At 64.6% G+C, this 24,783-nt stretch carries 24 protein-coding genes and 1 other RNA gene; 5 read left to right on the forward strand and 20 right to left on the reverse strand.

What is annotated here, in order from left to right; translation table 11 throughout:
- Positions 1–17: 17 nt before the first annotated feature.
- Positions 18–389, reverse strand: coding sequence for a hypothetical protein (locus CSAL_RS17600; protein ID WP_011507479.1), 372 nt, complete (start codon positions 387–389; stop codon positions 18–20).
- A gap of 68 nt (positions 390–457) precedes the next feature.
- Between CSAL_RS17600 and CSAL_RS11120 the strand changes: the two genes are divergently transcribed.
- Complete coding sequence (locus CSAL_RS11120) at positions 458–928, forward strand: DUF721 domain-containing protein (RefSeq protein ID WP_011507480.1); 471 nt, start codon at positions 458–460, stop codon at positions 926–928.
- 84 nt (positions 929–1,012) lie between these two features.
- Here the strand turns inward: CSAL_RS11120 and lpxC are convergent, their stop codons facing one another.
- From lpxC to rsmI, 17 genes are all read right to left on the reverse strand, one after another.
- On the reverse strand, positions 1,013–1,924 hold the full coding sequence (lpxC, locus tag CSAL_RS11125; protein WP_011507481.1) for a UDP-3-O-acyl-N-acetylglucosamine deacetylase: 912 nt from the start codon (positions 1,922–1,924) through the stop codon (positions 1,013–1,015).
- Between the two features lie 116 nt (positions 1,925–2,040).
- Complete coding sequence (ftsZ, locus tag CSAL_RS11130; protein WP_011507482.1) at positions 2,041–3,225, reverse strand: cell division protein FtsZ; 1,185 nt, start codon at positions 3,223–3,225, stop codon at positions 2,041–2,043.
- 38 nt (positions 3,226–3,263) lie between these two features.
- Complete coding sequence (ftsA, locus tag CSAL_RS11135) at positions 3,264–4,535, reverse strand: cell division protein FtsA (protein ID WP_011507483.1); 1,272 nt, start codon at positions 4,533–4,535, stop codon at positions 3,264–3,266.
- A 201-nt stretch (positions 4,536–4,736) separates the two neighbouring features.
- Positions 4,737–5,459: a cell division protein FtsQ/DivIB gene (locus CSAL_RS11140; RefSeq protein WP_011507484.1), complete on the reverse strand. Its 723-nt coding sequence runs from the start codon at positions 5,457–5,459 to the stop codon at positions 4,737–4,739.
- Between the two features lie 8 nt (positions 5,460–5,467).
- Positions 5,468–6,412 (reverse strand): D-alanine--D-alanine ligase, encoded by a 945-nt coding sequence (locus tag CSAL_RS11145; RefSeq protein WP_011507485.1) that lies wholly within the window; start codon positions 6,410–6,412, stop codon positions 5,468–5,470.
- Positions 6,409–7,821 (reverse strand): UDP-N-acetylmuramate--L-alanine ligase, encoded by a 1,413-nt coding sequence (gene murC, locus CSAL_RS11150; protein ID WP_148266885.1) that lies wholly within the window; start codon positions 7,819–7,821, stop codon positions 6,409–6,411. Before murC ends, CSAL_RS11145 begins: the two co-directional genes overlap by 4 nt.
- Before the next feature lie 40 nt (positions 7,822–7,861).
- On the reverse strand, positions 7,862–8,956 hold the full coding sequence (murG, locus tag CSAL_RS11155) for an undecaprenyldiphospho-muramoylpentapeptide beta-N-acetylglucosaminyltransferase (RefSeq protein ID WP_011507487.1): 1,095 nt from the start codon (positions 8,954–8,956) through the stop codon (positions 7,862–7,864).
- Positions 8,956–10,140 (reverse strand): putative lipid II flippase FtsW, encoded by a 1,185-nt coding sequence (gene ftsW / locus CSAL_RS11160; protein ID WP_011507488.1) that lies wholly within the window; start codon positions 10,138–10,140, stop codon positions 8,956–8,958. Before ftsW ends, murG begins: the two co-directional genes overlap by 1 nt.
- Entirely contained in the window at positions 10,134–11,501 is a 1,368-nt protein-coding gene (gene murD, locus CSAL_RS11165; protein WP_011507489.1) for a UDP-N-acetylmuramoyl-L-alanine--D-glutamate ligase, read from the reverse strand. The genes ftsW and murD overlap by 7 nt, the downstream gene beginning before the upstream one ends.
- Position 11,502: 1 nt before the next feature.
- Positions 11,503–12,585: a phospho-N-acetylmuramoyl-pentapeptide-transferase gene (gene mraY / locus CSAL_RS11170; RefSeq protein WP_011507490.1), complete on the reverse strand. Its 1,083-nt coding sequence runs from the start codon at positions 12,583–12,585 to the stop codon at positions 11,503–11,505.
- 9 nt (positions 12,586–12,594) lie between these two features.
- Positions 12,595–13,953, reverse strand: a complete 1,359-nt coding sequence (locus tag CSAL_RS11175; protein ID WP_011507491.1) for a UDP-N-acetylmuramoyl-tripeptide--D-alanyl-D-alanine ligase — start codon at positions 13,951–13,953, stop codon at positions 12,595–12,597.
- Positions 13,950–15,479: a UDP-N-acetylmuramoyl-L-alanyl-D-glutamate--2,6-diaminopimelate ligase gene (locus CSAL_RS11180; RefSeq protein WP_011507492.1), complete on the reverse strand. Its 1,530-nt coding sequence runs from the start codon at positions 15,477–15,479 to the stop codon at positions 13,950–13,952. Before CSAL_RS11180 ends, CSAL_RS11175 begins: the two co-directional genes overlap by 4 nt.
- Entirely contained in the window at positions 15,479–17,191 is a 1,713-nt protein-coding gene (locus tag CSAL_RS11185; protein WP_011507493.1) for a peptidoglycan D,D-transpeptidase FtsI family protein, read from the reverse strand. Before CSAL_RS11185 ends, CSAL_RS11180 begins: the two co-directional genes overlap by 1 nt.
- Positions 17,188–17,514 carry a cell division protein FtsL gene (gene ftsL / locus CSAL_RS11190; RefSeq protein WP_011507494.1) on the reverse strand — a complete coding sequence of 109 codons (327 nt, stop codon included), beginning with the start codon at positions 17,512–17,514 and terminating at the stop codon, positions 17,188–17,190. Before ftsL ends, CSAL_RS11185 begins: the two co-directional genes overlap by 4 nt.
- 8 nt (positions 17,515–17,522) lie before the next feature.
- Positions 17,523–18,518: a 16S rRNA (cytosine(1402)-N(4))-methyltransferase RsmH gene (gene rsmH, locus CSAL_RS11195; protein WP_011507495.1), complete on the reverse strand. Its 996-nt coding sequence runs from the start codon at positions 18,516–18,518 to the stop codon at positions 17,523–17,525.
- A gap of 97 nt (positions 18,519–18,615) precedes the next feature.
- Positions 18,616–18,969, reverse strand: an RNA gene (gene rnpB / locus CSAL_RS17065) — RNase P RNA component class A.
- A 68-nt stretch (positions 18,970–19,037) separates the two neighbouring features.
- The gene (gene rsmI, locus CSAL_RS11200; RefSeq protein WP_011507496.1) at positions 19,038–19,898 is read right to left on the reverse strand and encodes a 16S rRNA (cytidine(1402)-2'-O)-methyltransferase; all 861 of its coding nucleotides are present in this window, start codon (positions 19,896–19,898) and stop codon (positions 19,038–19,040) included.
- A 141-nt stretch (positions 19,899–20,039) separates the two neighbouring features.
- Here rsmI and CSAL_RS11205 point away from each other — a divergent pair, with 141 nt between their 5' ends.
- From CSAL_RS11205 to CSAL_RS11220, 4 genes are read left to right on the forward strand one after another with little or no spacing between them, the layout of a single operon-like run.
- Positions 20,040–21,830 (forward strand): penicillin-binding protein activator, encoded by a 1,791-nt coding sequence (locus tag CSAL_RS11205; protein WP_011507497.1) that lies wholly within the window; start codon positions 20,040–20,042, stop codon positions 21,828–21,830.
- Positions 21,811–22,182 (forward strand): YraN family protein, encoded by a 372-nt coding sequence (locus CSAL_RS11210; RefSeq protein WP_011507498.1) that lies wholly within the window; start codon positions 21,811–21,813, stop codon positions 22,180–22,182. The genes CSAL_RS11205 and CSAL_RS11210 overlap by 20 nt, the downstream gene beginning before the upstream one ends.
- An 18-nt stretch (positions 22,183–22,200) precedes the next feature.
- A complete protein-coding gene (locus CSAL_RS11215; RefSeq protein ID WP_011507499.1) occupies positions 22,201–22,794 on the forward strand; it encodes a phosphoheptose isomerase in 594 nt (197 codons plus the stop codon).
- A 10-nt stretch (positions 22,795–22,804) separates the two neighbouring features.
- Complete coding sequence (locus tag CSAL_RS11220) at positions 22,805–23,371, forward strand: BON domain-containing protein (RefSeq protein WP_011507500.1); 567 nt, start codon at positions 22,805–22,807, stop codon at positions 23,369–23,371.
- A 30-nt stretch (positions 23,372–23,401) separates the two neighbouring features.
- On the opposite strand, the gene CSAL_RS11225 is transcribed toward CSAL_RS11220, so the two are convergent.
- Both CSAL_RS11225 and sspA read right to left on the reverse strand, forming a co-directional pair.
- Positions 23,402–23,884 carry a ClpXP protease specificity-enhancing factor gene (locus CSAL_RS11225; RefSeq protein ID WP_011507501.1) on the reverse strand — a complete coding sequence of 161 codons (483 nt, stop codon included), beginning with the start codon at positions 23,882–23,884 and terminating at the stop codon, positions 23,402–23,404.
- A 70-nt stretch (positions 23,885–23,954) separates the two neighbouring features.
- A complete protein-coding gene (sspA, locus tag CSAL_RS11230; protein WP_011507502.1) occupies positions 23,955–24,581 on the reverse strand; it encodes a stringent starvation protein SspA in 627 nt (208 codons plus the stop codon).
- Positions 24,582–24,783: the final 202 nt, after the last annotated feature.

A 24,783-nucleotide genomic window follows, 5' to 3' on the forward strand; every position in this document is an offset into this window, starting at 1 on the left:
CGGGGGCGATGTCGGCATCAGGCGGCAAGCCGCCGTGAGCCATGAACGCAGGCAGTACTGGGAGGACCTCGGCGTGACAGGGTATCCACCCCGACGCTCATCAGGTGGCAGACACGCCGTGGCAATCGCACGCGGCGTGGCGTGAAGGGGCGACGACGTCCGGTCAGCAGGCGGCGACGGTGTGCCACGCGTCGCGACTGCGCCCGGATGACCTCGGGCGCCATCAGGCAAATCTGCGTCAGGCGCTCGGCGATGCGCAGCGCCTCGGGATGCATCAGCCCGGCGGGTAACAGACATCCGACCAGCAGTCCGGCGAGCCACCACTGGGCGCGGTGGCGCGCGCGCACCCGGCGCGGCGACGCGGGACTGTCGTGTGTAGCGCTGGTCATGCTATCGACGAGCTCCGGCTCATGGTAGATTGCGCAGACATTCTGCTTTCCTTCGCGCGGGCAAGCCCATGAGTATAAAGGCTAAGCGTTTCCGAGCCCAGTCCATCCACCATCTCATCGACGGCTCAGGCGAGCTGGGCTCGGTGGTGCGCATGGCCAAGCTGCTGGAGCGGGCACAGCAGCACCTGCGGAGCAGCCTGCCCAGCGAGGTCGCCGAGCACCTTTACGTCGGCGGCTACCGAGAAGGCGCCTTGACCCTGATTACCGATGGTGCGGTGTGGTTGACGTGGCTGCGCTACGAACGCCAGCGCTTGCTGACGCTGTTGCGCCAGTTGCCCGAGTTCGAGGCGGTGCTCACGCTCGAATTCAAGGTACGCCCGGTACACCCTCTCAAGGCGCCGGTCACCCAGGCACGCACGCTGTCCTCCGAGGCCGCCCACCATCTCAAGGCCTGCGCCGAAGACACCGACGACCCACGACTCAAGAAAGCCCTCGCACGACTGGCCGCCCACGCGCCCGATGCGTCACGCTCCTCCTGACGCTCGAGGCCACGCATAAAAAACACGCATAAAAAACGCCGGCCCGGGGCCGGCGTCAATCAAGCTTGTCCATTCGCCTGCATGTCAGGCCAACGCTGGTGCCGCATAGGAAATCGGCGCCGTCTGGGTGTCATCCTCGAAGGTGACGATTTCCCAGGCATCCTGCTGAGCCATCAGCGCACGACACAGCTTGTTGTTCAAGCCATGACCGGATTTGACGCCACGGAATTCGCCGATGAGGCTGTGCCCCAGCTGATACAGGTCGCCGATCGCATCGAGCACCTTGTGCTTGACGAACTCGTCCTCGTAACGCAGGCCGCCCTCGTTGACGATGCGGTAATCGTCGACGACGATGGCGTTGTCCAGGCTGCCGCCCAGCGCGAGGTTCTGCGCGCGCAGGTGTTCCAGGTCACGCATGAAACCGAAGGTTCGCGCTCGCGAGACTTCCTTGACGAAGGACGTCGTGGAGAAATCGACGCTCGCCGTCTGCTTCTGATGTGCGAAGACCGGGTGATCGAAATCGATGGCGAACGCCACCTTGAACCCGTTGTGCGGCAAGAAACGTGCTTCCTTGCCGTCTTCCTCGACCACGATCTCGCGCTTGATGCGGATGAACTTCTTGGGCGCGCCCTGCTCGGCGATGCCCGCCGACTGAATCAGGAAGACGAAGGGACCGGCACTACCGTCCATGATCGGCACTTCCGCTGCGCTGAGTTCGACGAAGACGTTGTCGATTCCCAAGCCCGCGAACGCCGACATCAAGTGTTCGACCGTCGCGACCTTGACGCCGTCACGCGATAGCGCGGTACACAGCGTGGTATCGGTCACGTATTCGGCGTTGGCGGCAATCTGCACCACCGGATCCAGATCGGTACGCACGAATACGATACCAGTGTTGACCGGTGCGGGACGCAGCGTCAGGTAGACCTTTTCGCCTGAGTGCAAACCGACACCCGTGGCGCGGATGGTATTCTTTAATGTACGTTGTCTAATCATGGGCGTAAGCCAAGCTTGGAAATCGTTATGAAACGCCGTTCACTATAACACCGAACAGGCGTTTCAACAAAAAAATGTCGCCTGGCCACGCCTATGTGCCCAGCGGTTCTACGCGATCAATCGGCCTGGCGACGCAGAAACGCCGGAATGTCCAGGTAGTCGTCGAGTTCCTGGGACTTGCGACGCGACTCCTGGCGTGATTTCGCCGAGTCTTCCTGCTCCTTGGCCGCCTGCTGACGCATCACCGTGGGTTGCTGCAACTTGCGGTAGTCCGGCGACTCGGCGCTGCGCGCGGCCGCGACCGTTTCGCGCTGCGGTGTCGACACCGCGGCTTTTTCCTTGAGACCTTCGAGACCCGCGGCCACCACGGTGACCCGCAACTCGTCGGACATTTCCATGTCGATGGACGTCCCCACCACGATGGTGGCGTCCTGCGACGCGAATTCCTGCACGGTCGCCCCGACGTCGTTGAATTCGCCGATGGAAAGATCCGGACCCGCCGTGATGTTGACCAGGATGCCGCGCGCGCCATGCAGGTCGATATCTTCCAGCAAGGGGCTGCGAATCGCTTTTTCGGCGGCTTCGCGAGCACGGTTCTCGCCCGTGGCTCCGCCAGTCCCCATCATCGCCATGCCCATCTCCGACATGACGGTACGCACGTCGGCGAAGTCGACGTTGATGATGCCGGGGCTGGTGATCAGCTCGGCAATGCCCTGCACCGCGCCCAGCAGCACGTCGTTGGCGGCACTGAATGCCGACAGCAGGCTCGCGTTCTTGCCAAGCACCGCCAGCAGCTTTTCATTGGGAATGGTGATCAACGAGTCGACATACTCGGACAACGACGCCATCCCTTCCTCGGCGGCCCGCATGCGCTTCGGTCCCTCGAAGGGGAACGGGCGCGTGACGACCGCAACGGTCAGGATGCCCAGTTCCTTGGCCACCTGCGCGACGACGGGCGCACCGCCGGTACCGGTGCCGCCGCCCATGCCGGCGGTAATGAAGACCATGTCGGCGCCTTGCAGCAACTCGGCGACTCGCTCACGGTCCTCCATGGCTGCCTGCCGCCCGACTTCGGGATTGGCACCTGCCCCCAGCCCCTTGGTAATTTCACTACCAAGCTGCAGAACGGTCTTGGCGGCAACACGCTTGAGCGCTTGCGCATCGGTGTTGGCACAGATGAACTCGACGCCTTCGATGTTGCTTTCGACCATGTGGTTGACAGCATTGCCACCACCACCACCGACGCCAATTACCTTGATAACCGCGCTGCTAGAAGGTGCGTTATCTACCAGTTCGAACATAAGCCCCGTCTCCTGTGACCGCTACCAGTGCGGCCCTCTCAGAAATTTCCTTTGAACCAGCCTTTGATCCTTTCCAACCCCGAGCGCTCCTGCCTGTGTCCACGTCGGGTATGAGCCTCTTCCCTACGGGGCTGAGCCGACACGACGGCATTACGTTTGGCATCATTCATACCGTAGAGTAGCAAACCCACTCCCGTCGAATAAATCGGGTTGCGGACGACATCGGCGAGACCACGAACATTGTGGGGATAAGCAATGCGCACGGGCATGTGAAAGATTTCCTCGGCCAGCTCGACGACACCCTCCATGCGCGACGTACCGCCGGTAAGCACGACACCGGCCGCCACGAGATCCTCGTAGCCGCTACGCCGCAGTTCTTCGCGTACCAATGTGAACAATTCTTCGTAACGGGGTTCGACCACTTCGGCCAGGGCCTGCCGGGACAAGTCCCGCGCCGGCCGGTCCCCCACGCTAGGAACCTTGATCATTTCGTCGCTGCTCGCGAGCTGGGTCAGCGCACAAGCGTATTTGACCTTGATGTCTTCTGCATACTGCGTCGGCGTACGCAGCGCCATGGCAATATCGTTGGTGACCTGATCGCCCGCAATGGGAATCACCGCCGTATGGCGTATGGCCCCTTCCGTGAACACGGCGATATCTGTCGTGCCGCCACCGATATCCACCATGCAGACACCCAGCTCGCGTTCGTCTTCCGTCAGCACCGCATAGCTCGACGCCAGCTGTTCCAGGATGATGTCATCGACCTCCAGCCCGCAGCGACGCACGCATTTCTCGATGTTCTGAACGGCATTGAGCGCCGCCGTCACCAGATGCACGCGCGCCTCGAGACGCACGCCGGACATGCCCAGGGGCTCGCGAATCCCTTCCTGATTGTCGATGGCGAATTCCTGGGGCAACACGTGCAGAATGCGCTGGCCTTCCGAGATGGCACGTGCGCGCGCCGAATCGATGACGCGATCGATGTCGGAGGGCGTGACCTCGCGCTCCTTGATCGCCACGACGCCATCGGAATTCATCGAGCTGATGTGGCTGCCCGCCACGCCAACATAGACCGAATGAATATCGCAACCGGCCATTAATTCGGCCTCTTCGACGGCACGCTGAATCGACTGCACGGTCGACTCGATGTTGATGACGACACCTTTTTTCATGCCGCGCGAAGGATGCGAGCCGATGCCGGCTATCTCGATGCTTCCATCATCGGAAGGTTGACCGACGATGGCCACCACCTTGGACGTTCCGATATCCAGCCCGACCACCATATTGGAAGCATTGGATTGTCCTGCCATAGGTCGGGTTCACTCCTCGAACTGAGCTGGGTTAAAAGCCATTGAGACACTAAAAACGCGTTGGGCCAATTATAGGAACAAGAGACTTGAAGTCACCACCCAACAAGCGAAACCGGCCTCAGAATACGGTTATTTTTGCAAAAAGGGAAACCCCCGACGCCCGGATTTCGTGGCCTGACGACGAAAAAGGCACCTGCAGCGTTACTCTGTCGCCTGCGTTTCGGTCTCGCCATGCCAGGCCACCGCGACCCCATTGGGATAACGCAAATCAATGTAGCGAATTTGCGACGCTTGCGCACCCAACTGGCGTTGCCAAGCGGCGGTAAAACGAGCCAGCCGAGGCTCCAGATCGGCGCGCCCCAGGATGACCCAGACACCATCATTGACCTGGAAACGCCAGGCACCGCGATTTTCGAGTCGCAACTGGGTCACCTGGAGGTCCAGGGTACCCAGCCGACGCACCAATGAATCGAGATACGCCAGCACTTCCGGCCCACTGCCCTTCGGACCGGCAAGGTCCGGCAAGGGTTCGTCGAACGCCTCGACCGGCCCCGGCGAAAAAGGCTTGCCGTGCGTATTGAGGAGCTTGTCGTCGTTCCAGTGCGCGACAGGCTCCTGCTCGAACAGCTCGAACCGCAACGCATCGGGCCACTCGCGGGAGACCTTCACCTCGGACAACCATTCAATGTCGCGCGCCTCGCGGCGCACCGCGTCCAGGTCGATGGACAACCATGTCTTGCCCTTGACCAGGGGCGCCAGGTTGCGCTGCAGATACGACGCCGACACATAGTCCAGATCACCGCCGACCGAGACCCGCTCGATGGGCCGGTCGAGCCAGATCCACAGCGTCCGCCCACCGGCGCCCAGCAGTACGACGAAGAGGATCAAGCCTAGCAAGGCACCCCGCAAACCGGCCTCCTTCATGGTATTGGTCAACTGCCGGTAGTGGTGTCGAGAATTCGCAACACCAGTGCATCGAAATCGAGCCCCGCATGCGCCGCCGCCTGGGGGACCAGGCTATGGTCGGTCATGCCGGGAACGGTATTGACCTCGAGCAACCAGAAGCGTCCCTGGGCGTCGCGCATCACATCGACGCGTCCCCAGCCACGCCCCCCGATCGCCTCGAAGGCGCGGCGGCAGACATCACCCAGCATGCGCTCTTCTTCTTGCTCCAACCCGCAGGGCAACAGATAGCGCGTCGTATCGGAATGATACTTGGCCTCGTAGTCGTAAAAACCGCTCGGCACTTCGACGCGAATCGCCGGCAGCACCTCGTCGCCGAGCAGCGACACCGTATATTCCTCGCCCTGAACGAAACGTTCCGCCATGATCGCGCTATCGAAGCGCGACGCCTCGGCATGCGCAGCGATCAGTGCATCACGCGTCTCGACGATGCTGATGCCGATCGTCGAGCCTTCGTGCACCGGCTTGACGATCAAGGGCAACCCCAGGGCCTCGATCACGGCATCCCAGTCGGGCTCGCCCTCGAGCATCACGCTTTCGGGCGTGGGCAGACCATGGGCGCGCCAAAGCTGCTTGGTGCGTTCCTTGTCCATGCCCAGCGCGGAGGCCAGCACGCCGCTGCCCGTATAGGGAATCCCCAGCAGTTCCAGCGCGCCTTGCAAGGAACCGTCCTCGCCGTCGCGGCCATGCATGGCGATGAAGACGCGATCGGGGGCCAGCGCTTCGAGACCGCTCAGACCTCCCCCGGCGAAATCGAACCCGTGCGCATCGACCCCGCTGCGCACGAGCGATGCCAGCACCGCTCCGCCGCTCAGCAGCGAGACCTCGCGCTCTGCGGAGCGGCCACCGTAGACCACCACGACACGCCCGTGCCGACGACGTGAAGCGTCTCCATCCGTTACGGTGTCACTCATAGTTCCATTCCATTCAAATCTAACTGACCGGCCGCCAGCCGCAGCGAGATGCCGCCGATGTCGCCCGCCCCCTGAGTGATCAGGATATCGTCGGGACGCAGCACGCGCGACAGCAGGGCCGGCAGTTCCTGCTTGCTCTCGACGAAGATGGGGTCGACCTGCCCGCGCTGGCGAATCGAACCTGCCAGAGTACGTCCTTCGGCGCCCGGAATGGACGACTCGCCGGCACTGTAGACATCCAGCAGCAACAGGGTATCGACCCCCGACAGCACGCGCACGAAGTCCTCGTAGAGATCGCGGGTGCGCGAATAACGATGCGGCTGATACAGCATGACCAGGCGTCGCTCGGGCCAGCCGGCACGCACCGCGTCGATGACCATTTCCACCTCGCGCGGATGATGGCCGTAATCGTCGACCAGCATGACGTCGCCTTCGCCTCCCGGCGCCGGATAATGGCCATGGACCTGGAAGCGACGCCCCACCCCGGCGAAGTGCAGAAGCCCTTGCTGGATCGCCGCATCATCGACCCCGGCGTCGCTGGCCACGGCGATCGCGGCCAGCGCGTTGAGCGCGTTGTGCCGCCCCGGCATGCCCAGGCGGATCTCCAGCGGCGCCATGCCCGGCGGACGCTCGGCGGTGAACTGCACTTCCCCGCCACGCTGCACGAAGTCGCGCAGGCGATAATCGGCATCCTCCGCGAAGCCGTAGGTCACGAACTGACGCTGAACCCGGGGCAGCAGGCCACGCACGTTATCGTCGTCGAGACACAGCACCGCCAGCCCGTAGAACGGCAGGTTGTGCAGGAATTCCAGAAAGGTGTCCTTCAGGCGCGCGAAATCGCCGGCATAGGTCGCCATGTGGTCGGCATCGATATTCGTCACGATCGACACCATCGGCTGCAGATGCAGGAACGAGGCATCGGACTCGTCGGCCTCGGCAACCAGGTAATCGCCTTCGCCCAGACGCGCATTGGTGCCCGCGCTGGTCAACTTACCGCCGATCACGAAGGTCGGATCGAGCCCGCCCTCGGCCAGCAGGGTCGACGTCAGGCTGGTGGTGGTCGTCTTGCCGTGCGTACCGGCCACGGCGATGCCGTGACGAAAACGCATCAACTCGGCGAGCATCTCCGCGCGACGCACCACCGGAATACGATGCTCGCGTGCCCAGCGGATTTCCGGGTTTTCGAGGTCCACCGCCGTGGACACCACCAGCACATCGGCGCCATGCGCATGTTCGTCGACGTGCCCGATGTAGACGCGAATGTCGCAGTCGCGCAGGTGGCGTGTCACGGCCGACTCGCGCAAGTCGCTGCCGCTGACGATATAGCCCTGGTTGGCGAGCACCTCGGCAATGCCGCACATGCCTGCGCCGCCGATCCCCACGAAATGAATGTGCCGAATGCGACGCATGCCCAGCCCCGTGCGGTTCTGGCGAACAGGCGAGTGAACGCTACTGGCTGTCACGATTTGCCTCCATGCACCCCGCCACCAGGCGCTCAACGGCATCCAAGCGCGCTTGCGCGCGTGCTGACGTCGCCATGGTAGCCAGGGTCTCGGGTTCGAGAAGAGTTGCCAACGTCTCGGCGAGGCTTTCCGCCGTGAGTTGCGTTTGTGGCATCAAGCGTGCCGCGCCGGCGTCGACCAGCTGGCGCGCATTGAGTGTCTGGTGGTCGTCGACGGCATGCGGAAACGGGACCAGGATGGACGGCTTGGCCGCCGCCGCCAGCTCGGCGATGGTCAAGGCTCCGGCGCGGCAGACGATCAGGTCGGCCCAGTCATAGGCGGCCGCCATGTCATCGATGAACGCGCTCACCTCGGCCTCCACCCCCGCCTCGGCATATACCGATTGCGTCGCGGTTTCCTTGTCGCGACCGGCCTGATGGCGAACATCGGGGCGTTGCGCCGCCGGCAATCGAGCCAGCGCCTGAGGCACCTGGGTGTTCAATGCCTGGGCTCCCAGCGACCCTCCCAGCACAAGCAGGCGCAAGGGACGTTGCCGCAAGGCATCGCTTCCACGCGGCGTCTCGCCCAGAGCCGCGATGTCGTCGCGCACGGGATTGCCCACCACCTCGGCCCGGTGCGCGCCGAACGCGCCCGGAAAGGCAGCGTAAACGCCATCGGCCAGTCTCGACAGGTAGCGATTGGTCATGCCGGCCACGGCATTCTGCTCATGAACGATCAGGCGCCGGCGCATCAACCAGGCCGCCAGGCCCCCGGGACCACTGGCAAAGCCGCCCAGCCCGACGACCAGTTGCGGATCGAATTTCGCGATGACCTGGCGCGCTTGCCAGACCGCCTTGGCCAGTCGCCATGGCGCCAGCAGCCATCCCGCCATGCCGTTGCCACGCAGGCCGGCCACCTGAATGCGATGCAGCACGATGTCCGCCGCCGGGACCAGACGGTTTTCGATGCCGCGTGGACTACCCAGCCATTCGACGCTCACCCCGCGGGCCCGCAAGGCGCGTGCCAGTGACAGCGCGGGCACGACATGCCCCCCGGTCCCGCCGGCCATGATCAAGACACGCGACACTTCCCGATATGACACTAGCGCTCTCCTTGCTCAGATTGCTTGGCCTGACGCGCCACCCGGGAAGCGCGCATCTTGGCGCGCAGCTCGGCATCGACCCGCAACAGCATGGCCACCATCACGCAGCTGACCACGAGGCTCGAGCCCCCGTAGCTCAGCAACGGAAGCGTCAGGCCCTTGGTGGGCAGCATGCCGGTGCTGACGGCGATATTGATGAAGGCCTGGGCCCCGAAGACCAGGGAAATGCCATAGCACAGGTAGGCGGAAAACGCCCAGCCGCGCAGTTCGGCCTTGCGCCCGATGCGTATGCCTCGAAAGATGAGCAGCGCAAAGAGACAGACCACGCTGACGGCGCCGATCAGGCCCAGCTCCTCGGCCAGTACCGCGAACACGAAATCGGTATGCGCCTCGGGCAGGTAAAACAGTTTCTGGACACTGTTGCCCAGGCCGAGCCCCAGCCAGTGGCCGCGACCGAAGGCGATCAGCGCCTGGGTCAGCTGATAGCCACTGGCATATTGATCGGCCCAGGGGTTGGCGAAGCTGGTGATGCGCTCGAGACGATACGGCTCGGCCACGGCCAAAAAGCCGGCGGCGGCCACCACCAGGATGGTCACCAGGCCGAATCGCCACAACGGCGCGCCCGACATCAGCAGCATGCCCATCATGCAGCCGCCGATCACCACTATCGCACCGTAATCCGGCTCGAAGATCAGCAAGACGACATAGACACCCAGCACCACGAACGGACGCAGGAACGCGCCCCAATCTCGACGCACCTCAGGCAGGTAGCGTTGCAGGTAATCGGCAAAATAAACGATCAAACACAGCTTGGCGACTTCGGAAGCCTGCACGTTGGCGATGCCCAGCGGAATCCAGCGCTTGCTGCCGTTGACCTCGCGCCCGATGAACAGCACCGCGATGAGCAGCACGACGCCCACCAGCAACAAGCCCGGCCCCCAGGCACGCCAGCGCTCCAGCGGGATACGCAGCGCAAACAACCCGACGAGCACCGAAAACACCACGAACACGCCATGGCGAATGCTGAAATAGTAGGGATTGCCCGTCAGGCTGGTCGCGATTTCCGACGACGCCGAGGTCACCATCACCCAGCCGATGATCAACAACGACGCCGTCGCCAGCAACAGCCAGCCATCGGTGGGCTGATCCTGCGTGGAAAGACGCTTTTCCCAACGCGCTAGCATGCTGCCTCCCCGTCGGTCGCCAGCCACTGGCGAAACGCCTCGCCTCGCGCCATGTAGTTGGGGAATTGATCGAGGCTGGCGCAAGCGGGCGACAACAAGACGGTATCGCCCGCTCGGGCGATCGTCCGGGCACGCTGCATGGCGGCCGCGAGATCGGCGACGCGTGTCACCGGCAGTCTTGCGCTCAGGGCCTGCTCGAGGCGCTCGGCATCCCGCCCGAAGACGATCGCCTCGCGTGCATGGTGGGCCAGCGGCTCGGCCAAGGGCGAGAAATCCGCCCCCTTGCCGTCACCGCCTGCCAGCAGAATCAAGCGTCCCTCGAGATCCGACCCGATCCCCGCGATCGCGGCCAGCGTCGCCCCCACGTTGGTCCCCTTGGAATCGTTGATCCACCGTACGCCTTCACGTTCGACGATGAATTCACCGCGATGCGGCAGTCCCGGAAAGCGCTCCAGCACTCGGCACATCGCCTCTCGCGACAATCCCAGATGCGCGCCCATCGCCAGGGCCGCCAAGGCATTGGCATGGTTGTGACGCCCCGGCATGCGCACCTGGCCGACCGGCATGATCGCGGCGCGTCCCTGGGCGAGCCAGCGTTCACCGTCGTGATCGACGATGCCCCACTCCCCCGACTCGGGCATGTCCGTGGTGAAGCGCGTCACGGCGCATGACGGGGCATCCGGCCAGGTGGCCGGATCCTCGGCATTGACCACCGCATGGCGCGCGCCGCGGAAGATGCGCTGCTTCGCCGCACGGTAGCCCTGCATGTCGCCATGACGATCCAGATGATCTTCGGAGAGATTGAGAAAGGCTGCCGTGTCGGCGCCCAGCCAGGGCGTGGTTTCCAGTTGAAAACTGGACAGCTCGAGCACGAAAAGCTCGGCATCCGGCGACTCGTCCAGCAAGTCCAGCGCGGGAGTGCCCAGATTGCCGCCGACGGCCGTCTTCCATCCGGATTCGCGGGCCATCTCGCCGAGCAGCGTGGTGACCGTCGACTTGGCATTGGAGCCCGTGATCGCGGCGATCGGCGATCGGCATTCGCGCACGAAAAGCGCCATCTCGCCGACCACTTCAGGCCCCGAGCCAGGATGATCGACGTAATCGATCAGCCCCGGCGTCCGAGGATCGACACCGGGGCTGAGCACGATCTCTCGGGCCTCTTGCATGTCGAGGGCCTCGAGCGGGCCGCAGACGACGTCCACCCCGGGATGCGCGGCCCGGAATGCCTCCAGGCCGGCTGGCGACTCACGCGTATCGGCGACCATGAAGGGCTCGCCCCGACGCGACAGATGCCGCGCGATGGCCTGTCCGGAGACGCCCAGACCAATGACCAGCGTATGTGCAGCGGGCACCCTGGGCATGTCAGCGAATCTTCAACGTGGCGAGACCCAACAGGACCAGTACCACCGTGATGATCCAGAAACGTACGATCACCCGAGGCTCCGGCCATCCCTTGAGCTCGAAGTGATGATGCAGGGGCGCCATGCGGAAGATACGTCGCCCTGTCAGCTTGTAGGAACCCACCTGCAGCATGACCGAGACGGTTTCCATCACGAACACCCCGCCCATGATGAAGAGCACGATCTCCTGACGCACGATGACGGCCACCACCCCGAGCGCGGCGCCCAGGGCCAACGCCCCGACATCGCCCATGAAGACCTGCGCCGGGTAGGTGTTGAACCACAGGAAGCCGAGTCCCGCGCCGGCGATGGTACCGCAGAACACGGCAAGCTCGCCGGCCCCGGGCACCAGGGGGATGTGCAGGTACTGCGCGAAGACGGTGTTACCGCTCGCATAGGCGAAGATCGCCAGCCCCATGGCGACGAGCACGGTCGGCATGATCGCCAGGCCGTCGAGCCCGTCGGTCAGGTTGACCGCATTGGAGCTGCCCACGATGACGAAATAGGTCAAGACGATGTAGAACAGCCCCAGCGGTACCACGACGTCCTTGAACAGGGGCACGATCAGGCTGACCTCGACGGGGCTGGCCGCCGTGAGATACAGGGTGACCGCCGCGCCCAGCCCGATGGCCGACTGCCAGAAATACTTCCAGCGTGCCGGCAGGCCGCGTGGGTTCTTCTCCACCACCTTGCGGTAATCGTCGACCCAGCCGATCGCACCGAAGCCCAGCGTCACCGCCAGGACGAGCCAGACGTAATGGTTGGTCAAGTCACCCCACAACAGGGTACTCACGGCGATGGCGATGAGGATCATCGCACCGCCCATGGTCGGCGTGCCGGCCTTGGAGAGGTGCGACTGCGGGCCGTCGTCGCGCACTGCCTGACCGATCTGGCGTTCGACCAGACGGCGTATCACCTGCGGCCCCAGCCACAGGCAAAGCATCAGCGCGGTCAGCGTCCCCAGGATCACGCGCAGTGTCAGGTAGTTGAAAACGTTGAAGGCGCTCTGAAAGTGCGCCAATAAGTCAGCCAGGAAAAGCAGCATGAGTCGCGTTCACCTTGGTGCATCCGTGCGCAGGTCGGCAATCAAGCGTTCCATGCCGGCACTGCGCGATCCCTTGACCAGGACACTGGCCCCGGGGGGAAGATGGTCGTGGGCATAGCGCACCAGCGCCGCCCAATCATCGAAATGACACCCGCGATCACCGAATGCCGCCACGGCCGGGCGAGCATCGGCGCCGAAGGTGCCGAGAAAGTCGATCTTCAGTTCCCGCGCGACGCGTCCAAGGTCCGCGTGCAGCCGTTCGCTCTCGGCGCCCAGCTCGCCCAGGGCGCCGAGAAAACACCAGCGTGGCGCCGGCATCTCCGCGAGCACGGCCAACGCGGCTCGCACCGCGCCGGGATTGGCATTGTAGGTATCGTCCAGCAGGCGCGTACCGCGAATGCCCGGCACGTTCATCATGCGCCCCGGCATCGTCCGGCAGGCCTCCAGGCCGGCGACGATGTCCTCGGCCGGCACGCGCAGCGCCCAGGCAGCGGCGGCACTGGCCAGCGCGTTGCGTACGTTGTAGCGGCCCAGCAATGCCAGGCGAACACGCCCCAGCGACACGCCGTCGACGAATAGCGTGAAAGCATAACGCCCGTCGTCGTCGCAGGCCAGCGCCTCGGCGCGCACTCGGGCAGCCGGATCGAGGCCAAAGTCGAGCACCTCGGCGTCGCCGGCCAATTCACGCCACATGGGGTAGAAACGATCATCGCGGTTGAGCACCGCCGTCCCCGATGCCGAGAGCCCGAGGAGGATTTCCGCCTTGGCCTGGGCGATGCGACCGATCCCGCCGAACTCGCCGACATGCGCGCCAGTGACGTTGGTGATCACGGCCACGTCGGGAATCGCCAGCGATGTGGTCCAGGCGATCTCGCCCAGGTGATTGGCGCCCAGTTCGATGACCGCGCGACGATGCGCCGACGACAGGGCGAGCAGTGTCTGCGGGGCACCAATATCGTTGTTGAGGTTGCCACGCGTGGCCAGCGTGGGATGGACACGCGACAGGATCGCGGCCAGCATCTCCTTGACCGTCGTCTTGCCGCTGTTGCCGGTCACTGCAACCAGCTCTCCCGACCAGGCACGCCGTGCGGCACGCGCCAGTATTCCCAGCGCCAGACGCGTATCCGCGACTTCGATCTGGGCCAGCGGAGATGCCACGCGACGCGATACCACCGCTGCCACTGCCCCGCTGGCCCGCGCCTGCTCGAGAAACTCGTGCCCGTCGAAACGCTCACCGACCAGGGCGACGAACACGTCGCCCGGCGAAACATGCCGTGTATCGGTCGTCACACCGGTCACGGGAGCGTCGACATCGGGCGGTGGCGCCCCCAGCCAGGTCGCGATGGTCTGCACGTTCGTGGTGTTCATGCCTGTCGCGCCCCACGCCGGTCGAGCGCCTCGCGGGCGATATCGATATCGCTGAACGGATGACGTTCCCCGGCGATTTCCTGGTAGGTCTCGTGCCCCTTGCCGGCAATCAGAACGATGTCGTGCTCGCCGGCGGCGTCCAGCGTCCACTCGATGGCCTCTCGTCGGCCGCCCATGCACTCCGCCCGCGCTCGGCCGTCGGTCGAGAGCCCCGCGGCGATCTCGTCGCGAATCGCTGCAGCGGGCTCGCCACGCGGATTGTCGTCGCTGATCACCAGGCGGTCGGCCAGCGCCTCCGCAGCCTGCGCCATCAAGGGGCGCTTGCCGCGGTCCCGGTCGCCGCCGCAACCGAACACGCACCAAAGCTTGGCACCGTCGCTGCTGGGCAGGTGTGCACGCAAGGCCTCCAGTGCATTGCGCAGGGCGTCCGGCGTATGTGCATAGTCCACGACGACCGTGGGAGCGTTCTCCGCCACCAAGCGCTGCATGCGCCCCGGCACCGGCGCGAGACGGGCGGCGGCCGAGAACAAGGCATTCAGCTCGGCGCCCATGCCGTAAAGCGTCGCTATCGCCAGCAGGACATTGTCGAGATTGAAACGCCCCAGCAATGACAGGTCGAGCTCGATCTCGCCTTCCGGCGTCGCAATCAGGGCACGCTGGCCCTGGGCATGGGGGAACCAGTCGATGACGCGCAGGGTCGTGGCCTCCTGCGTGCCGGTGGCGAGCACCCGGACGCCCTTTGCCAGCCCCGCCAGCATGAGTGGCGACAGCCGGTCGTCCCCGTTGACCACCGCCAGGGCAAGCTCGCGATGCTGGAACAGACGCGCCTTGGCCGCCGCGTAGGCCGCCATGCTGCCATGATAATCGAGGTGGTCCCGGCTGAGATTGGTATATACCGCCGCGTGGAAACGGCACCCCGTCACTCGCCCCTGCTCGAGCGCATGCGACGATACCTCCATGGCCACGCGACCGACGCCCTCGGCGCTCAGTTCGCCCAGCGCCGACTGCAGCGCCAGCGGCCCCGGGGTGGTCAACCGGGCCGGCCGAAGATGCTGGGGACGCCCGACACCCAGCGTGCCGATCACCGCCGCCGGCGTGCCGAGCGCCTCGGACAGCGCAGCGAGATAGTGGGTCACGGAACTCTTGCCGTTGGTTCCGGTGACGCCGATCAGTTCGAGCGACGCAGGCACCGCGAACACGTGACGCCCCAGCTCACCGAGCTGACCGCGCAACCCCGGCACGGCCAGAACGCGCGCCTCCTGCTCCGGCACGGACGTGGGCAATGCCTCCGCCTCGCAAAGCACGGCCTCCACGCCGGCTTCCAGCGCCTGGGCCACGAAGTCCCGTCCGTCGGCATGCACGCCCGGCACCGCCACGAAAAGCACGCCGGGCCCCGCCTCGCGGCTGTCCAGCGTCACCGCACAACGCTCCCGCTGCGGGCGCCATTCGTCGAGTCGCGCTGACGTGGCCTGCGCGGGCCATAGCCAGGCCAGGACGTCCACCAGACGCTGAGTATCGGTTTCCATCACTCGGAAGTCTCCTGTTTATCCGGCGGCACGTCGAGAAGCCGCAGCGCCTTGCCCACCACGCGGCCAAAGACCGGCGCCGCCACCAGGCCTCCGTAATACTCGTCTCCCTTGGGATTGTCGATCATCACGACCGTGACGATGCGCGGATCGGAGACCGGCGCAATGCCGGCGAACAAACTGCGATAGGCTTTCTGCTGGTAGCCCCCGGCCGTGACCTTGCGCACCGTACCGGTCTTGCCCGCGATCCGATAGCCATCCACCATCGCGCGTGCGCCCCCCGCATTGGGCTGGACGATCTGCTCCAGCATGCCCAGCAGCTCGTGCGCGATGTTCGGCGACATGACTTGATCGCCGAGCGGCGCGGACGGACGCTTCAGCAGCGATGCGTGCAGGCGCCGGCCGTCGTTGGCGATCGCCGTGTATGCACTGGCGAGCTGCAAGGGCGTCAACGAAATGCCGTAGCCATAGGCCATGGCCGCCCGAGCGCTTTGCGACAGACCGTATAGCGATGGCAGGCTACCGCTGCCCTCGCCGGGGAATCCGGTTTCCGGGGCTTGCCCCAGTCCCAGTGCCCGGTACTGGTTCCAGATGGTGTCCTTTTCCAGCTTCAGCGCGATGTGCGACATCCCGATATTCGAGGAGTGAAGCAGGATTCCCCCCGGGGTGAGCTTTCCGTAGTTGCGAAAGTCGCTGATGGTGTATCCGTCGATCACCATCCAGCCCGGCGAGGTATCGATGACCGTATCGGGATCGATCTCGTCCGTGGCCAGCGCAGCCGACATCGCCAGCGGCTTCATCACCGACCCCGGCTCGATGGCGTCGGTGATCGCCTGGTTGCGCAGGCCTTTGACATCGATGGATGTGCGATTGTTGGGGTTGTAGGAAGGCAGGTTGGCCATGGCCAGCACCTCGCCGTTGCGCGCATCCATCATCACCAGCGAGCCGCCGTCGGCATCATGCTCATCGACCGATTTCTTCAGCTCGCGATAGGCCATGTACTGCAGGCGCAGATCGATCGACAGCGTCAGGTCCCCACCGGGCTTGGCGTCCTGAAGCAGGTGCAGATCGCGCACGAGTCGTCCCTTGCGGTCCTTGAGCACACGACGCTTTCCGGGCTGCCCGGAGAGGTAGTCGTTGTAGGCCAGCTCGAGCCCCTCCTGCCCCTGATCGTCGATGTCGGTCACACCGACCAGCTGGGCAGCCACCTCACCCGACGGGTAGTAACGCTTGTACTCGTCCTTGGCATAGACGCCCGGCATGTCGAGCGCGAGTGCCGGCTGCGCCGCCTCCGGCGTCAAGCGTCGGCGCAGATACATGAACTCATGGTTGGCATACCGCTCGAGACGCGACTCGAGGGCATCGGGATTCATGTTCAAGGAACGCGCCAAGGTGGCGAGGCGAATCGGATCGTCGGGAAGTTCCTGGGGGTTCGCCCACAGCGTTACCACGGGCGTCGAGATGGCCAAGGGATCGCCGTTACGGTCGGTGATCATGCCCCGGTGGGCATTGATGGGCTCCACACGCAAGGTGCGCGAATCCCCCTGATTCTGCAGGAAATCGCGGTCGATCACGTTGAGGTAAGTGATGCGCCCCACCAGCGCGCCCAGGGCCAGGATGATGAGCGCCAGCAGGAACAGGTAACGTCCGCGCCCCGCAGGCCCCGTGTTGGGGGCACGACGCGACGAGGTGGTGGAGCGTTCGCGGCTCATCGGCGAATCACCTCGACGTCATTGACATCGGGAACGCGCATTTCCAGGCGTTCGGTCGCCACCTCCTCGACACGCGCCGGCGCCGACCAGGTGCTTTCTTCCAGCAGCAGACGCCCCCATGCGGTTTGCAAGCGATCCCGTTCACTTTCCAGTTGCTGGAAGCGAGCGTACTGAACGCGCGTCAGGTGAGTGCTCGCCACGGAGGCCAGGGCCGTGATCAACAATACGGCGACCAGCCCCGCCAGCACGATATGACTCCAGCGCAGCCGTTTGGCGAACGGCCATCGAAAGCGGGGTGCGGTATGTCGTCCTTGAGCCGCCATAGTGGGCCTCAGCCGAGTTTCTGTGCCACGCGCATCACGGCACTGCGTGCACGTGGATTGAGCGCTATCTCGTCTTCATCCGGGCGACGCGCCTTGCCTACCATGGCCAGGCGCCGATTCAACTGGGTGTCACGGATCGGCAGGTCACGTGGCAGATGCGTGTCGCCACGCACCTTGTCGCGAATGAAACGCTTGACCAGACGGTCCTCCAGGGAATGGAAGCTGATCACGACGAGACGACCGCCCGGCGCCAGGGACTCCAGCGCGGCGGCGAGCGCCGCCTCGAGCTGATCGAGCTCGCCGTTGACATGGATTCGAATGGCCTGAAAGACGCGTGTCGCGGGGTGCTTGCCCTTTTCCCATGCCGGGTGCGCAGCCTTGACGAGCTCGGCGAGGTCCGCCGTGTGCGTGATGGGCCGCTCGCCACGCCGTGCGACGATCGCCTTGGCGATACGCCGCGCGAAGCGCTCTTCTCCGTAGCGCTTGAAGACATCGCTCATGTCACGCTCGGAGACGCGCGCCAGCCAGTCGGCCGCACTCTCCCCCTGAGTCGGGTCCATGCGCATGTCGAGCGGGCCATCGCGCAGGAAACTGAACCCCCGCGAGGCATCGTCGAGCTGTGGCGACGACACGCCGACATCCAGCAGCACGCCGCTCAACCGCCTGTGCAACGCAGCGTCGCGGGCAATGTCGTCCAGCTCGGCGAACCGGCCGTGTCGAAGCGTAAAGCGGGGATCGTCCCAGGTGGCGCCCTCGGCCAGGGCGGCGGGGTCGCGGTCGATGGCCAACAACCGCCCCTGAGGAGAAAGGCGTTGCAGAATGGCGCGGGAGTGCCCACCGCGACCGAAGGTGCCATCCAGATAGCAGCCATCGGGGTCGGTCATCAGCGCCTCCACCGCACCATCGAGCAGAACGCTCGCATGTCGGTAGTCGGCGGCCCGATCCTCGACCACGGTCGGCGCATCGGAAAGCGGGGCCTTCTCGGGATTGTCACGGTGCTGCATGAATCACTCGGGCGTTGGGGCCTGCCGCCGCTGTATCGGGCCGCCCGAAGGCAGTCGTCGCGGCATGACGCGCACAGACCCGGAGATCTGAAAATCGAATGGGAGCCAGCCTGTAAGCCGGGTTCTGTCGAGGACAGCCATTCCTCTAGGGGCCGCGTCACCGCGACCCTCAAGCAACCTACCCGAACCCAGCGCGGGCCACGCCTTTGGGTTCCTATTTGGTCTTGCTCCGGGTGGGGTTTACCTTGCCACGCACTGTTACCAGGCGCGCGGTGCGCTCTTACCGCACCCTTTCACCCTTACCGGCGGGCTGACGCCCGCTTAGGCGGTCTACTCTCTGCTGCACTTTCCGTCGGCTCGCGCCGCCCAGGCATTACCTGGCACCCTGCCCTATGGAGCCCGGACTTTCCTCCCCCGTGCATGGCACGGCGGCGACTGTCCGGCCGGCTCCCAAGCGCGCAAGAATAACAGCCCCTCGAGAGGGCCTCAAGCGCCCATGCACGCCGAGCGCGACGGCATTCAAGCGTCACGGTCCTTGAGGGCTTGCGCGCATTGGTACCACTGCTTCTTGCGGCCTCCCAGGCGGGCAGTGACGACCGCCGCCGCCGACTTGACGCCCATCCCCTCGGCCAGCATCGCCGCGAGCCATGCCTCGCCTTCGGCCAAGAGCCCGGCCTCGTCGCCCCGCGCCTCGGCCCCCGCCACCATGATCACGAATTCGCCACGCGCCTGGTCCGGATCCGCCTCCATGCGGGCCAGCAGCGTGGCGGCATCCGCATCCAGAAACGTTTCGAACGTCTTGGTCAGCTCACGCGCCAGGACGATACGACGCATGCCGAACAGCGCGGCGAGGTCATGCAGGGTCGCCTGGATGCGATGAGGCGACTCATAGTAGACCACGGTTTCCTGGCGCTCGAGGTTGGCCGTCAGGCGCTGGCGACGAGGCCCGCCCTTCGCCGGCAAGAATCCCTCGAAGAGAAAGCGATCCGTGGGCAACCCCGCCGCCGACAGCGCCGCGACCAAGGCGCAGGGCCCGGGCACCGGAATCACCCGATGGCCGCTGGCCCGCAGCTCGCGCACGACCACGAACCCCGGATCGGAGATCAGCGGGGTCCCGGCATCGCTGATCAAGGCCACGCGCTGCCCCGCATCCAGCGCTTGACGCAGCGTTTCCACGCGCGCCTGCTCGTTATGCTCGTGCAGCGAGACCAGCGGCTTGTCGATCCCCAACGGGCGCAGCAGACGCGCACTATGCCGGGTATCCTCCGCGGCGATCCAGTCCACCTCCCCCAGCACGCGGGCCGCCCGGGGACTCAGGTCCTCGAGATTCCCAATCGGCGTGGCGACCACGTACAATGCCCCTTCACATCCTTCGCTCATTCGTTAATATCCCGGTTGCGACGCCTCATTGGAAAGCATGCGTCGTGTCATGTCGCGAGCGCCCGCCAGACGCCGCCTGCGTCAGACAACGTCCGGAAAAGGGAACCGTCCGAGCTGTACCGCCAATAAAGGAATGACACCATGCTCATATCATTGCGCAGCCTGTTGGGGCTCGCCCTGATCGCCTCAGTCCTTGCCGGCTGCGCCGGAGGACCGGGCACCAGCGAGACGCAACGCCCCTCGCAAGGGCCCGGTGCCAGTGAGCTGCTTCGCCAGGCGCAGCAACAGTCCGGCACGCAGGCGGCCCAGAGCCGGCTGCAAGCGGCCGCCATCCTATCACGCCAGGGCAACGACGAGCAGGCGCTCGACGTGGCACGCGACATCGACACCTCTCAGCTGAACCGTGGCGCCCTCATCGACTGGGCACTGCTGGTCTCGGAGCTCGCTCTGCGCAAGGAAGACGGTCGCGGCGCGCTGGCCGCCACGCGCATTCTCGACGACGTCGACGATATTCCCCGCGACGCGCAGCAGACCCTGCGCCACCGCAAGGGGCTGGCCCTGACACTCGTGGGCGATTCGCGCGCCGCCGCGGAAACACTGATCGCTCTCCAGCGCGATGACGCTCCCTTCGATCTCAACGACGACATCTGGAAGCCGCTGTCGCGCCTCAGCGAGCGCGTGCTGGATGACATGGACACGTCTGCCGATCCGCTCACCGAAGGCTGGGTCGCCCTCGCGCGACTCTACCGTCAAAGCGGCGGCAACGTGTCCAGACTGAGCGAGTCGCTGCAGGACTGGCGTGCCCGTTACGCCGACCATCCCGCCGCGCGCCGTCTGCCCAGCAACTTGTCGGCACTGCGTGAACTGCGCGGCCGCGAAGTCAAGCGCATCGCGATATTCCTGCCCCAGTCAGGCCCATTGGCCAATGTCGCCAAGGCGCTCAAGACCGGCATTCAGGCACGCCACATGGCGGCCCTGAACCAGGGCGAACAGACGCCACAACTGACCTATTACGACAGCAGCGAGAACGACCTGGAGTCACTCTATGCCCAGGCGACCATGGACGGCGCACAGGTCGTGCTCGGACCACTCGACAAGGACCTGGTCTCGCAGCTCGAGCAGCGCGACGAGGTCGCCCTGCCGACGCTGGCGCTCAACTACGGGGAGCACCCGCGCAACCGTGCCGACAAGCTGTTCCAGTACGGGCTCTCCGCCGAGGATGAAGCCCGTCAGATCGCCGAGCGCGCCTACATGGACGGACATCGCGATGCCGCCGCGCTGGTGCCCGACAACGAATGGGGCGCCCGTGTCCTCAGAGCGTTCCGTGAGGACTGGGAAGCGCAGCAAGGCGAGCTCGACGCCGTCGTGCACTACGCACCCAAGGGCTCCGTCAGCGACGCCACCAAGCGCTTGCTCGACTCCGGGGGCGACGACATCGACATGCTGTTCCTGCTGGCACTCCCCAGCTATGCACGTCAGGTGCCCCCCATGCTGAAGTACTACTATGCAGGCGATCTCCCCGTCTATGCCACGTCCCAGGTCTACGGCGGCCGCCCGCAACCTCGTGCCGACCATGACCTCAACGGCGTCATGTTCGTGGACATTCCCTGGCTGATTCCGGACGCCTCCGTGGGCGGCGAGGAAGCCTTGCCCTTCTATGCCGCCTATCGCGAACTCGACGCCCGAGACGATCCCAGCCTGTTGAAACTCAACGCCATGGGTGTCGATGCCTATGAACTGGCACGTCGACTGCCGCTGATGCAGGCATTGCATTCGCTGGAAGTGTTCGGCGCCACGGGGACCCTGCAGGCCCGAGACGACGGTCGCATCCAGCGCACCCTGCCGTGGGCGCAGTTCCAGTCGGGCATACCGGCCCCCCTGCTGAACACCGGCTCCGGTCTCGAGATCGGCAATGTCCAACTCGAACAATGACTCACGCCGGCGCGGCCTCGAAATGGAGCGCCGTGCCGCGGACTGGCTGGCGTCACACGGGCTGCGCCTGGTGGACGCCAATCAGCATGCACGTCGCGGCGAAATCGACCTGATCATGCGTGACGGGGACACCCTCGTCTTCATCGAGGTCCGGCATCGTCGCGATGCTCGACATGGACACCCCTTCGAGACGGTCACCGCCGCCAAGCAGCGCCGCCTGATCGGCGCGGCACGTTTTTATCTCCATCGCAACGGGCTATCATGTGCGTGTCGTTTCGACGTCGTCGGCGTCACCGGCACGCCACCCCATCTGTCGTTCGAGTGGATTCGTTCGGCATTCGACGCCTTTTGACCCAAGCAAGGCCTACTCATGGATTTCCAATCACGCATACTCGGCCACTTCAACGCCAGCATCGATGCCAAGACCTATGCCAGCGAGGTTCTGCCTCCCTTCATCGAAGTCGCGAGCCAGATGATGGTTCAGTGCCTGGTCAGCGAAGGCAAGATTCTCGCCTGTGGCAACGGCGGCAGTGCCGGTGACAGTCAGCACTTCTCATCCGAGTTGCTCAACCGGTTCGAGCGCGAGCGTCCGAGCCTGCCGGCCCTGGCCCTGACCACCGACACCTCGACTCTCACTTCGATCGCCAACGACTACAGCTACAACGAGATATTCTCCAAGCAGATACGCGCCCTGGGCCAACCCGGCGATATCCTGCTGGCCATCTCCACGAGCGGCAACTCCGCCAACGTGGTGCAGGCCATCCAGGCCGCACACGATCGCGACATGCACATCGTGGCGCTCACCGGGCGCGACGGTGGCGACATGGCCTCGCTGCTCGGCCAGGACGACTGCGAAATTCGCGTTCCCTCGACTTCCACGGCACGCATCCAGGAAGTGCATCTGCTCGCGATACACTGCCTGTGCGACTTGATCGACCAACAACTCTTCGGCAGCACAGAGTAAGGATACCGTCATGACACGACCGCTCATTCTGACCCTTTTCGTCAGCCTCGCACTCGCCCTGGCCGGCTGCGCCTCGCCCGCCTCCGACGGACAAGGCGGCGAGAATTACGGCAAGCGCACCGCCGGCATGCAGGTCGAAGACGAGAACATCCAGAGCAAGATCTCCGACAACCTCGTGCGTACCGACGCGCGCTTCCGCGATGCGCATCTCAACATCGACAGTTACAACGGCATGGTGCTCTTGACCGGTCAGGTCGCCAGCGACGAACTCAAGCAAAAGGCAGGCAATGTCGCGGAACAGGTCAGGCAGGTTCGTCGCGTGCACAATGAACTGGAGGTCGCCGCCAATACGCCGATCGGTCAGCGCATGACGGACACCTGGCTCACCGGACGCATCAAGGCGAACCTGGCCACCGACGAACGCATCGACGGCAGCCGGATCCGGGTGATTACCGAGAACAGCACGGTCTACCTGATGGGGATGGTCAATCACCGGGAGGCGGATATCGTGGTCGATATCGCCTCCCAGATTGGAGGGGTTCAGCGCATCGTCAAGGTGTTCGAATACCTCGACTGATTGCCCCCTCCGATCGCGTACCAGGGGGAGTTACTTCACCACACGCAATGACGGGCGCCCCTTGGTACGCGGGGCCTCGTCATCCTGATCACCGCTATCGGCGTCTTCTTCCGACGGTGCTTCCACGCTTTCCAGCGCGGGGCGCGAGCCCTCCTGCTCTTGCGCCTCTTCCCCGGTCGACTCGTTTTCCGCTTCCGGCATGACCGGCTCGTGGCCGAAGACCATGCCCACGCCGTTTTCGCGCGCGTAAAGCGCGATCAAGGCTTCCATCGGCACGATGACCTGCATCGGCTGGCCGGAAAAACGCGCTCCGAACGTGACTGCCGCGTTTTCGATATACAGATCGCGAACCGCCGAGGGCGCGATGTTGAGCACGATCTGACCGTTCTGCACATATTGACGGGGCACGCTCACACCGTCTTGCTCGGCATCGACGACGATGTACGGCGTCTGCTCGTTGTCCAGCAACCACTCGTAGAGAGCGCGTGCCAAGTAAGGACGACTGGAAAGCATAAGGCGACTTCCTCTTTCGGTTCGCGCTTGCAGCGGCATCCACGACGCCAGTCAGCGCCGCGACGCAACATCAGGTGCGCATTTCCTTCTCCGCCTCCAGCAGAGAAGCCTTGAAGGCATCACGACTGAAGAGGCGTTCCATGTAATTCATCAGCGGCTTGACCTGCTTTTCCGGCAGCTCCACGCCCAACGCCGGCAGGCGCCAGAGAATCGGCGCGATGCAGCAATCGACCAGCGAAAACTCTTCACTCATGAAAAAGGGCATGTCTTCGAAGATCGGCGAGATGCCGGCGATGCTCTCGCGCAGCTCCTTGCGCGCCTTCTCGGCATCCTTCTTGCTGCCCTGCTGAATGGTTTCGACCAGCGGACACCACTCGCGTTCGATACGATGCATCCACAGGCGGCTTTGCGCACGCGCCACGGGATACACCGGCAACAGCGGCGGATGCGGGAAGCGCTCGTCGAGGTACTCCATCATCACCTTGGATTCATAGAGCACCAGGTCGCGATCCAGCAGGGTCGGCGTGCTGTTGTAGGGGTTGAGGTCGGCAAGCTCGTCGGGATGGTTGTCATCGTTGATTTCGATGACATCGACGGCCACTCCTTTTTCCGCCAGCACGATACGCACGCGATGGCTGTAATGATCATCGCTGCCAGAATAGAAGGTCATCGACGACCGCTTGGCCACTACACCCATGAAACATTCCTCGCTTCAGTTCGAACCCAAATGATAACACGATAATAGGGCACACGAATGCCACCCCTCTTGCTCGTCGAGCGTGCCGCGATGGTAGATAAGGCGGCATTCCCGGACAAGCGCCCCCATCGGGAACGCGACGCAAAAAGGCCCGGGCGAGCGGCCCGGGCCTTTGCGTACCACGCACCCGCGGGTGCGAAGC

Origin of the sequence: Chromohalobacter israelensis DSM 3043 (assembly GCF_000055785.1) — a bacterium.
Lineage (GTDB): Bacteria > Pseudomonadota > Gammaproteobacteria > Pseudomonadales > Halomonadaceae > Chromohalobacter > Chromohalobacter israelensis.

Excerpts from the sequence above, each read along its gene's own strand:
- ftsA (WP_011507483.1), bottom strand. The coding sequence starts at position 4,535 with ATGGCAGGACAATCCAATGCTTCCAATATGGTGGTCGGGCTGGATATC.
- CSAL_RS11185 (WP_011507493.1), bottom strand. The coding sequence starts at position 17,191 with ATGAGCCGCGAACGCTCCACCACCTCGTCGCGTCGTGCCCCCAACACG.
- CSAL_RS17600 (WP_011507479.1), bottom strand. The coding sequence starts at position 389 with ATGACCAGCGCTACACACGACAGTCCCGCGTCGCCGCGCCGGGTGCGC.
- CSAL_RS11220 (WP_011507500.1), top strand. The coding sequence starts at position 22,805 with ATGACACGACCGCTCATTCTGACCCTTTTCGTCAGCCTCGCACTCGCC.
- CSAL_RS11205 (WP_011507497.1), top strand. The coding sequence starts at position 20,040 with ATGCTCATATCATTGCGCAGCCTGTTGGGGCTCGCCCTGATCGCCTCA.
- murD (WP_011507489.1), bottom strand. The coding sequence starts at position 11,501 with ATGCCCAGGGTGCCCGCTGCACATACGCTGGTCATTGGTCTGGGCGTC.
- CSAL_RS11145 (WP_011507485.1), bottom strand. The coding sequence starts at position 6,412 with ATGAGTGACACCGTAACGGATGGAGACGCTTCACGTCGTCGGCACGGG.
- CSAL_RS11215 (WP_011507499.1), top strand. The coding sequence starts at position 22,201 with ATGGATTTCCAATCACGCATACTCGGCCACTTCAACGCCAGCATCGAT.
- ftsL (WP_011507494.1), bottom strand. The coding sequence starts at position 17,514 with ATGGCGGCTCAAGGACGACATACCGCACCCCGCTTTCGATGGCCGTTC.
- rsmI (WP_011507496.1), bottom strand. The coding sequence starts at position 19,898 with ATGAGCGAAGGATGTGAAGGGGCATTGTACGTGGTCGCCACGCCGATT.
- ftsZ (WP_011507482.1), bottom strand. The coding sequence starts at position 3,225 with ATGTTCGAACTGGTAGATAACGCACCTTCTAGCAGCGCGGTTATCAAG.
- CSAL_RS11175 (WP_011507491.1), bottom strand. The coding sequence starts at position 13,953 with ATGAACACCACGAACGTGCAGACCATCGCGACCTGGCTGGGGGCGCCA.
- ftsW (WP_011507488.1), bottom strand. The coding sequence starts at position 10,140 with ATGCTAGCGCGTTGGGAAAAGCGTCTTTCCACGCAGGATCAGCCCACC.
- CSAL_RS11120 (WP_011507480.1), top strand. The coding sequence starts at position 458 with ATGAGTATAAAGGCTAAGCGTTTCCGAGCCCAGTCCATCCACCATCTC.
- CSAL_RS11225 (WP_011507501.1), bottom strand. The coding sequence starts at position 23,884 with ATGCTTTCCAGTCGTCCTTACTTGGCACGCGCTCTCTACGAGTGGTTG.
- murC (WP_148266885.1), bottom strand. The coding sequence starts at position 7,821 with ATGCGTCGCATTCGGCACATTCATTTCGTGGGGATCGGCGGCGCAGGC.
- rsmH (WP_011507495.1), bottom strand. The coding sequence starts at position 18,518 with ATGCAGCACCGTGACAATCCCGAGAAGGCCCCGCTTTCCGATGCGCCG.
- lpxC (WP_011507481.1), bottom strand. The coding sequence starts at position 1,924 with ATGATTAGACAACGTACATTAAAGAATACCATCCGCGCCACGGGTGTC.
- sspA (WP_011507502.1), bottom strand. The coding sequence starts at position 24,581 with ATGGGTGTAGTGGCCAAGCGGTCGTCGATGACCTTCTATTCTGGCAGC.
- CSAL_RS11140 (WP_011507484.1), bottom strand. The coding sequence starts at position 5,459 with ATGAAGGAGGCCGGTTTGCGGGGTGCCTTGCTAGGCTTGATCCTCTTC.
- CSAL_RS11210 (WP_011507498.1), top strand. The coding sequence starts at position 21,811 with ATGTCCAACTCGAACAATGACTCACGCCGGCGCGGCCTCGAAATGGAG.
- CSAL_RS11180 (WP_011507492.1), bottom strand. The coding sequence starts at position 15,479 with ATGGAAACCGATACTCAGCGTCTGGTGGACGTCCTGGCCTGGCTATGG.
- mraY (WP_011507490.1), bottom strand. The coding sequence starts at position 12,585 with ATGCTGCTTTTCCTGGCTGACTTATTGGCGCACTTTCAGAGCGCCTTC.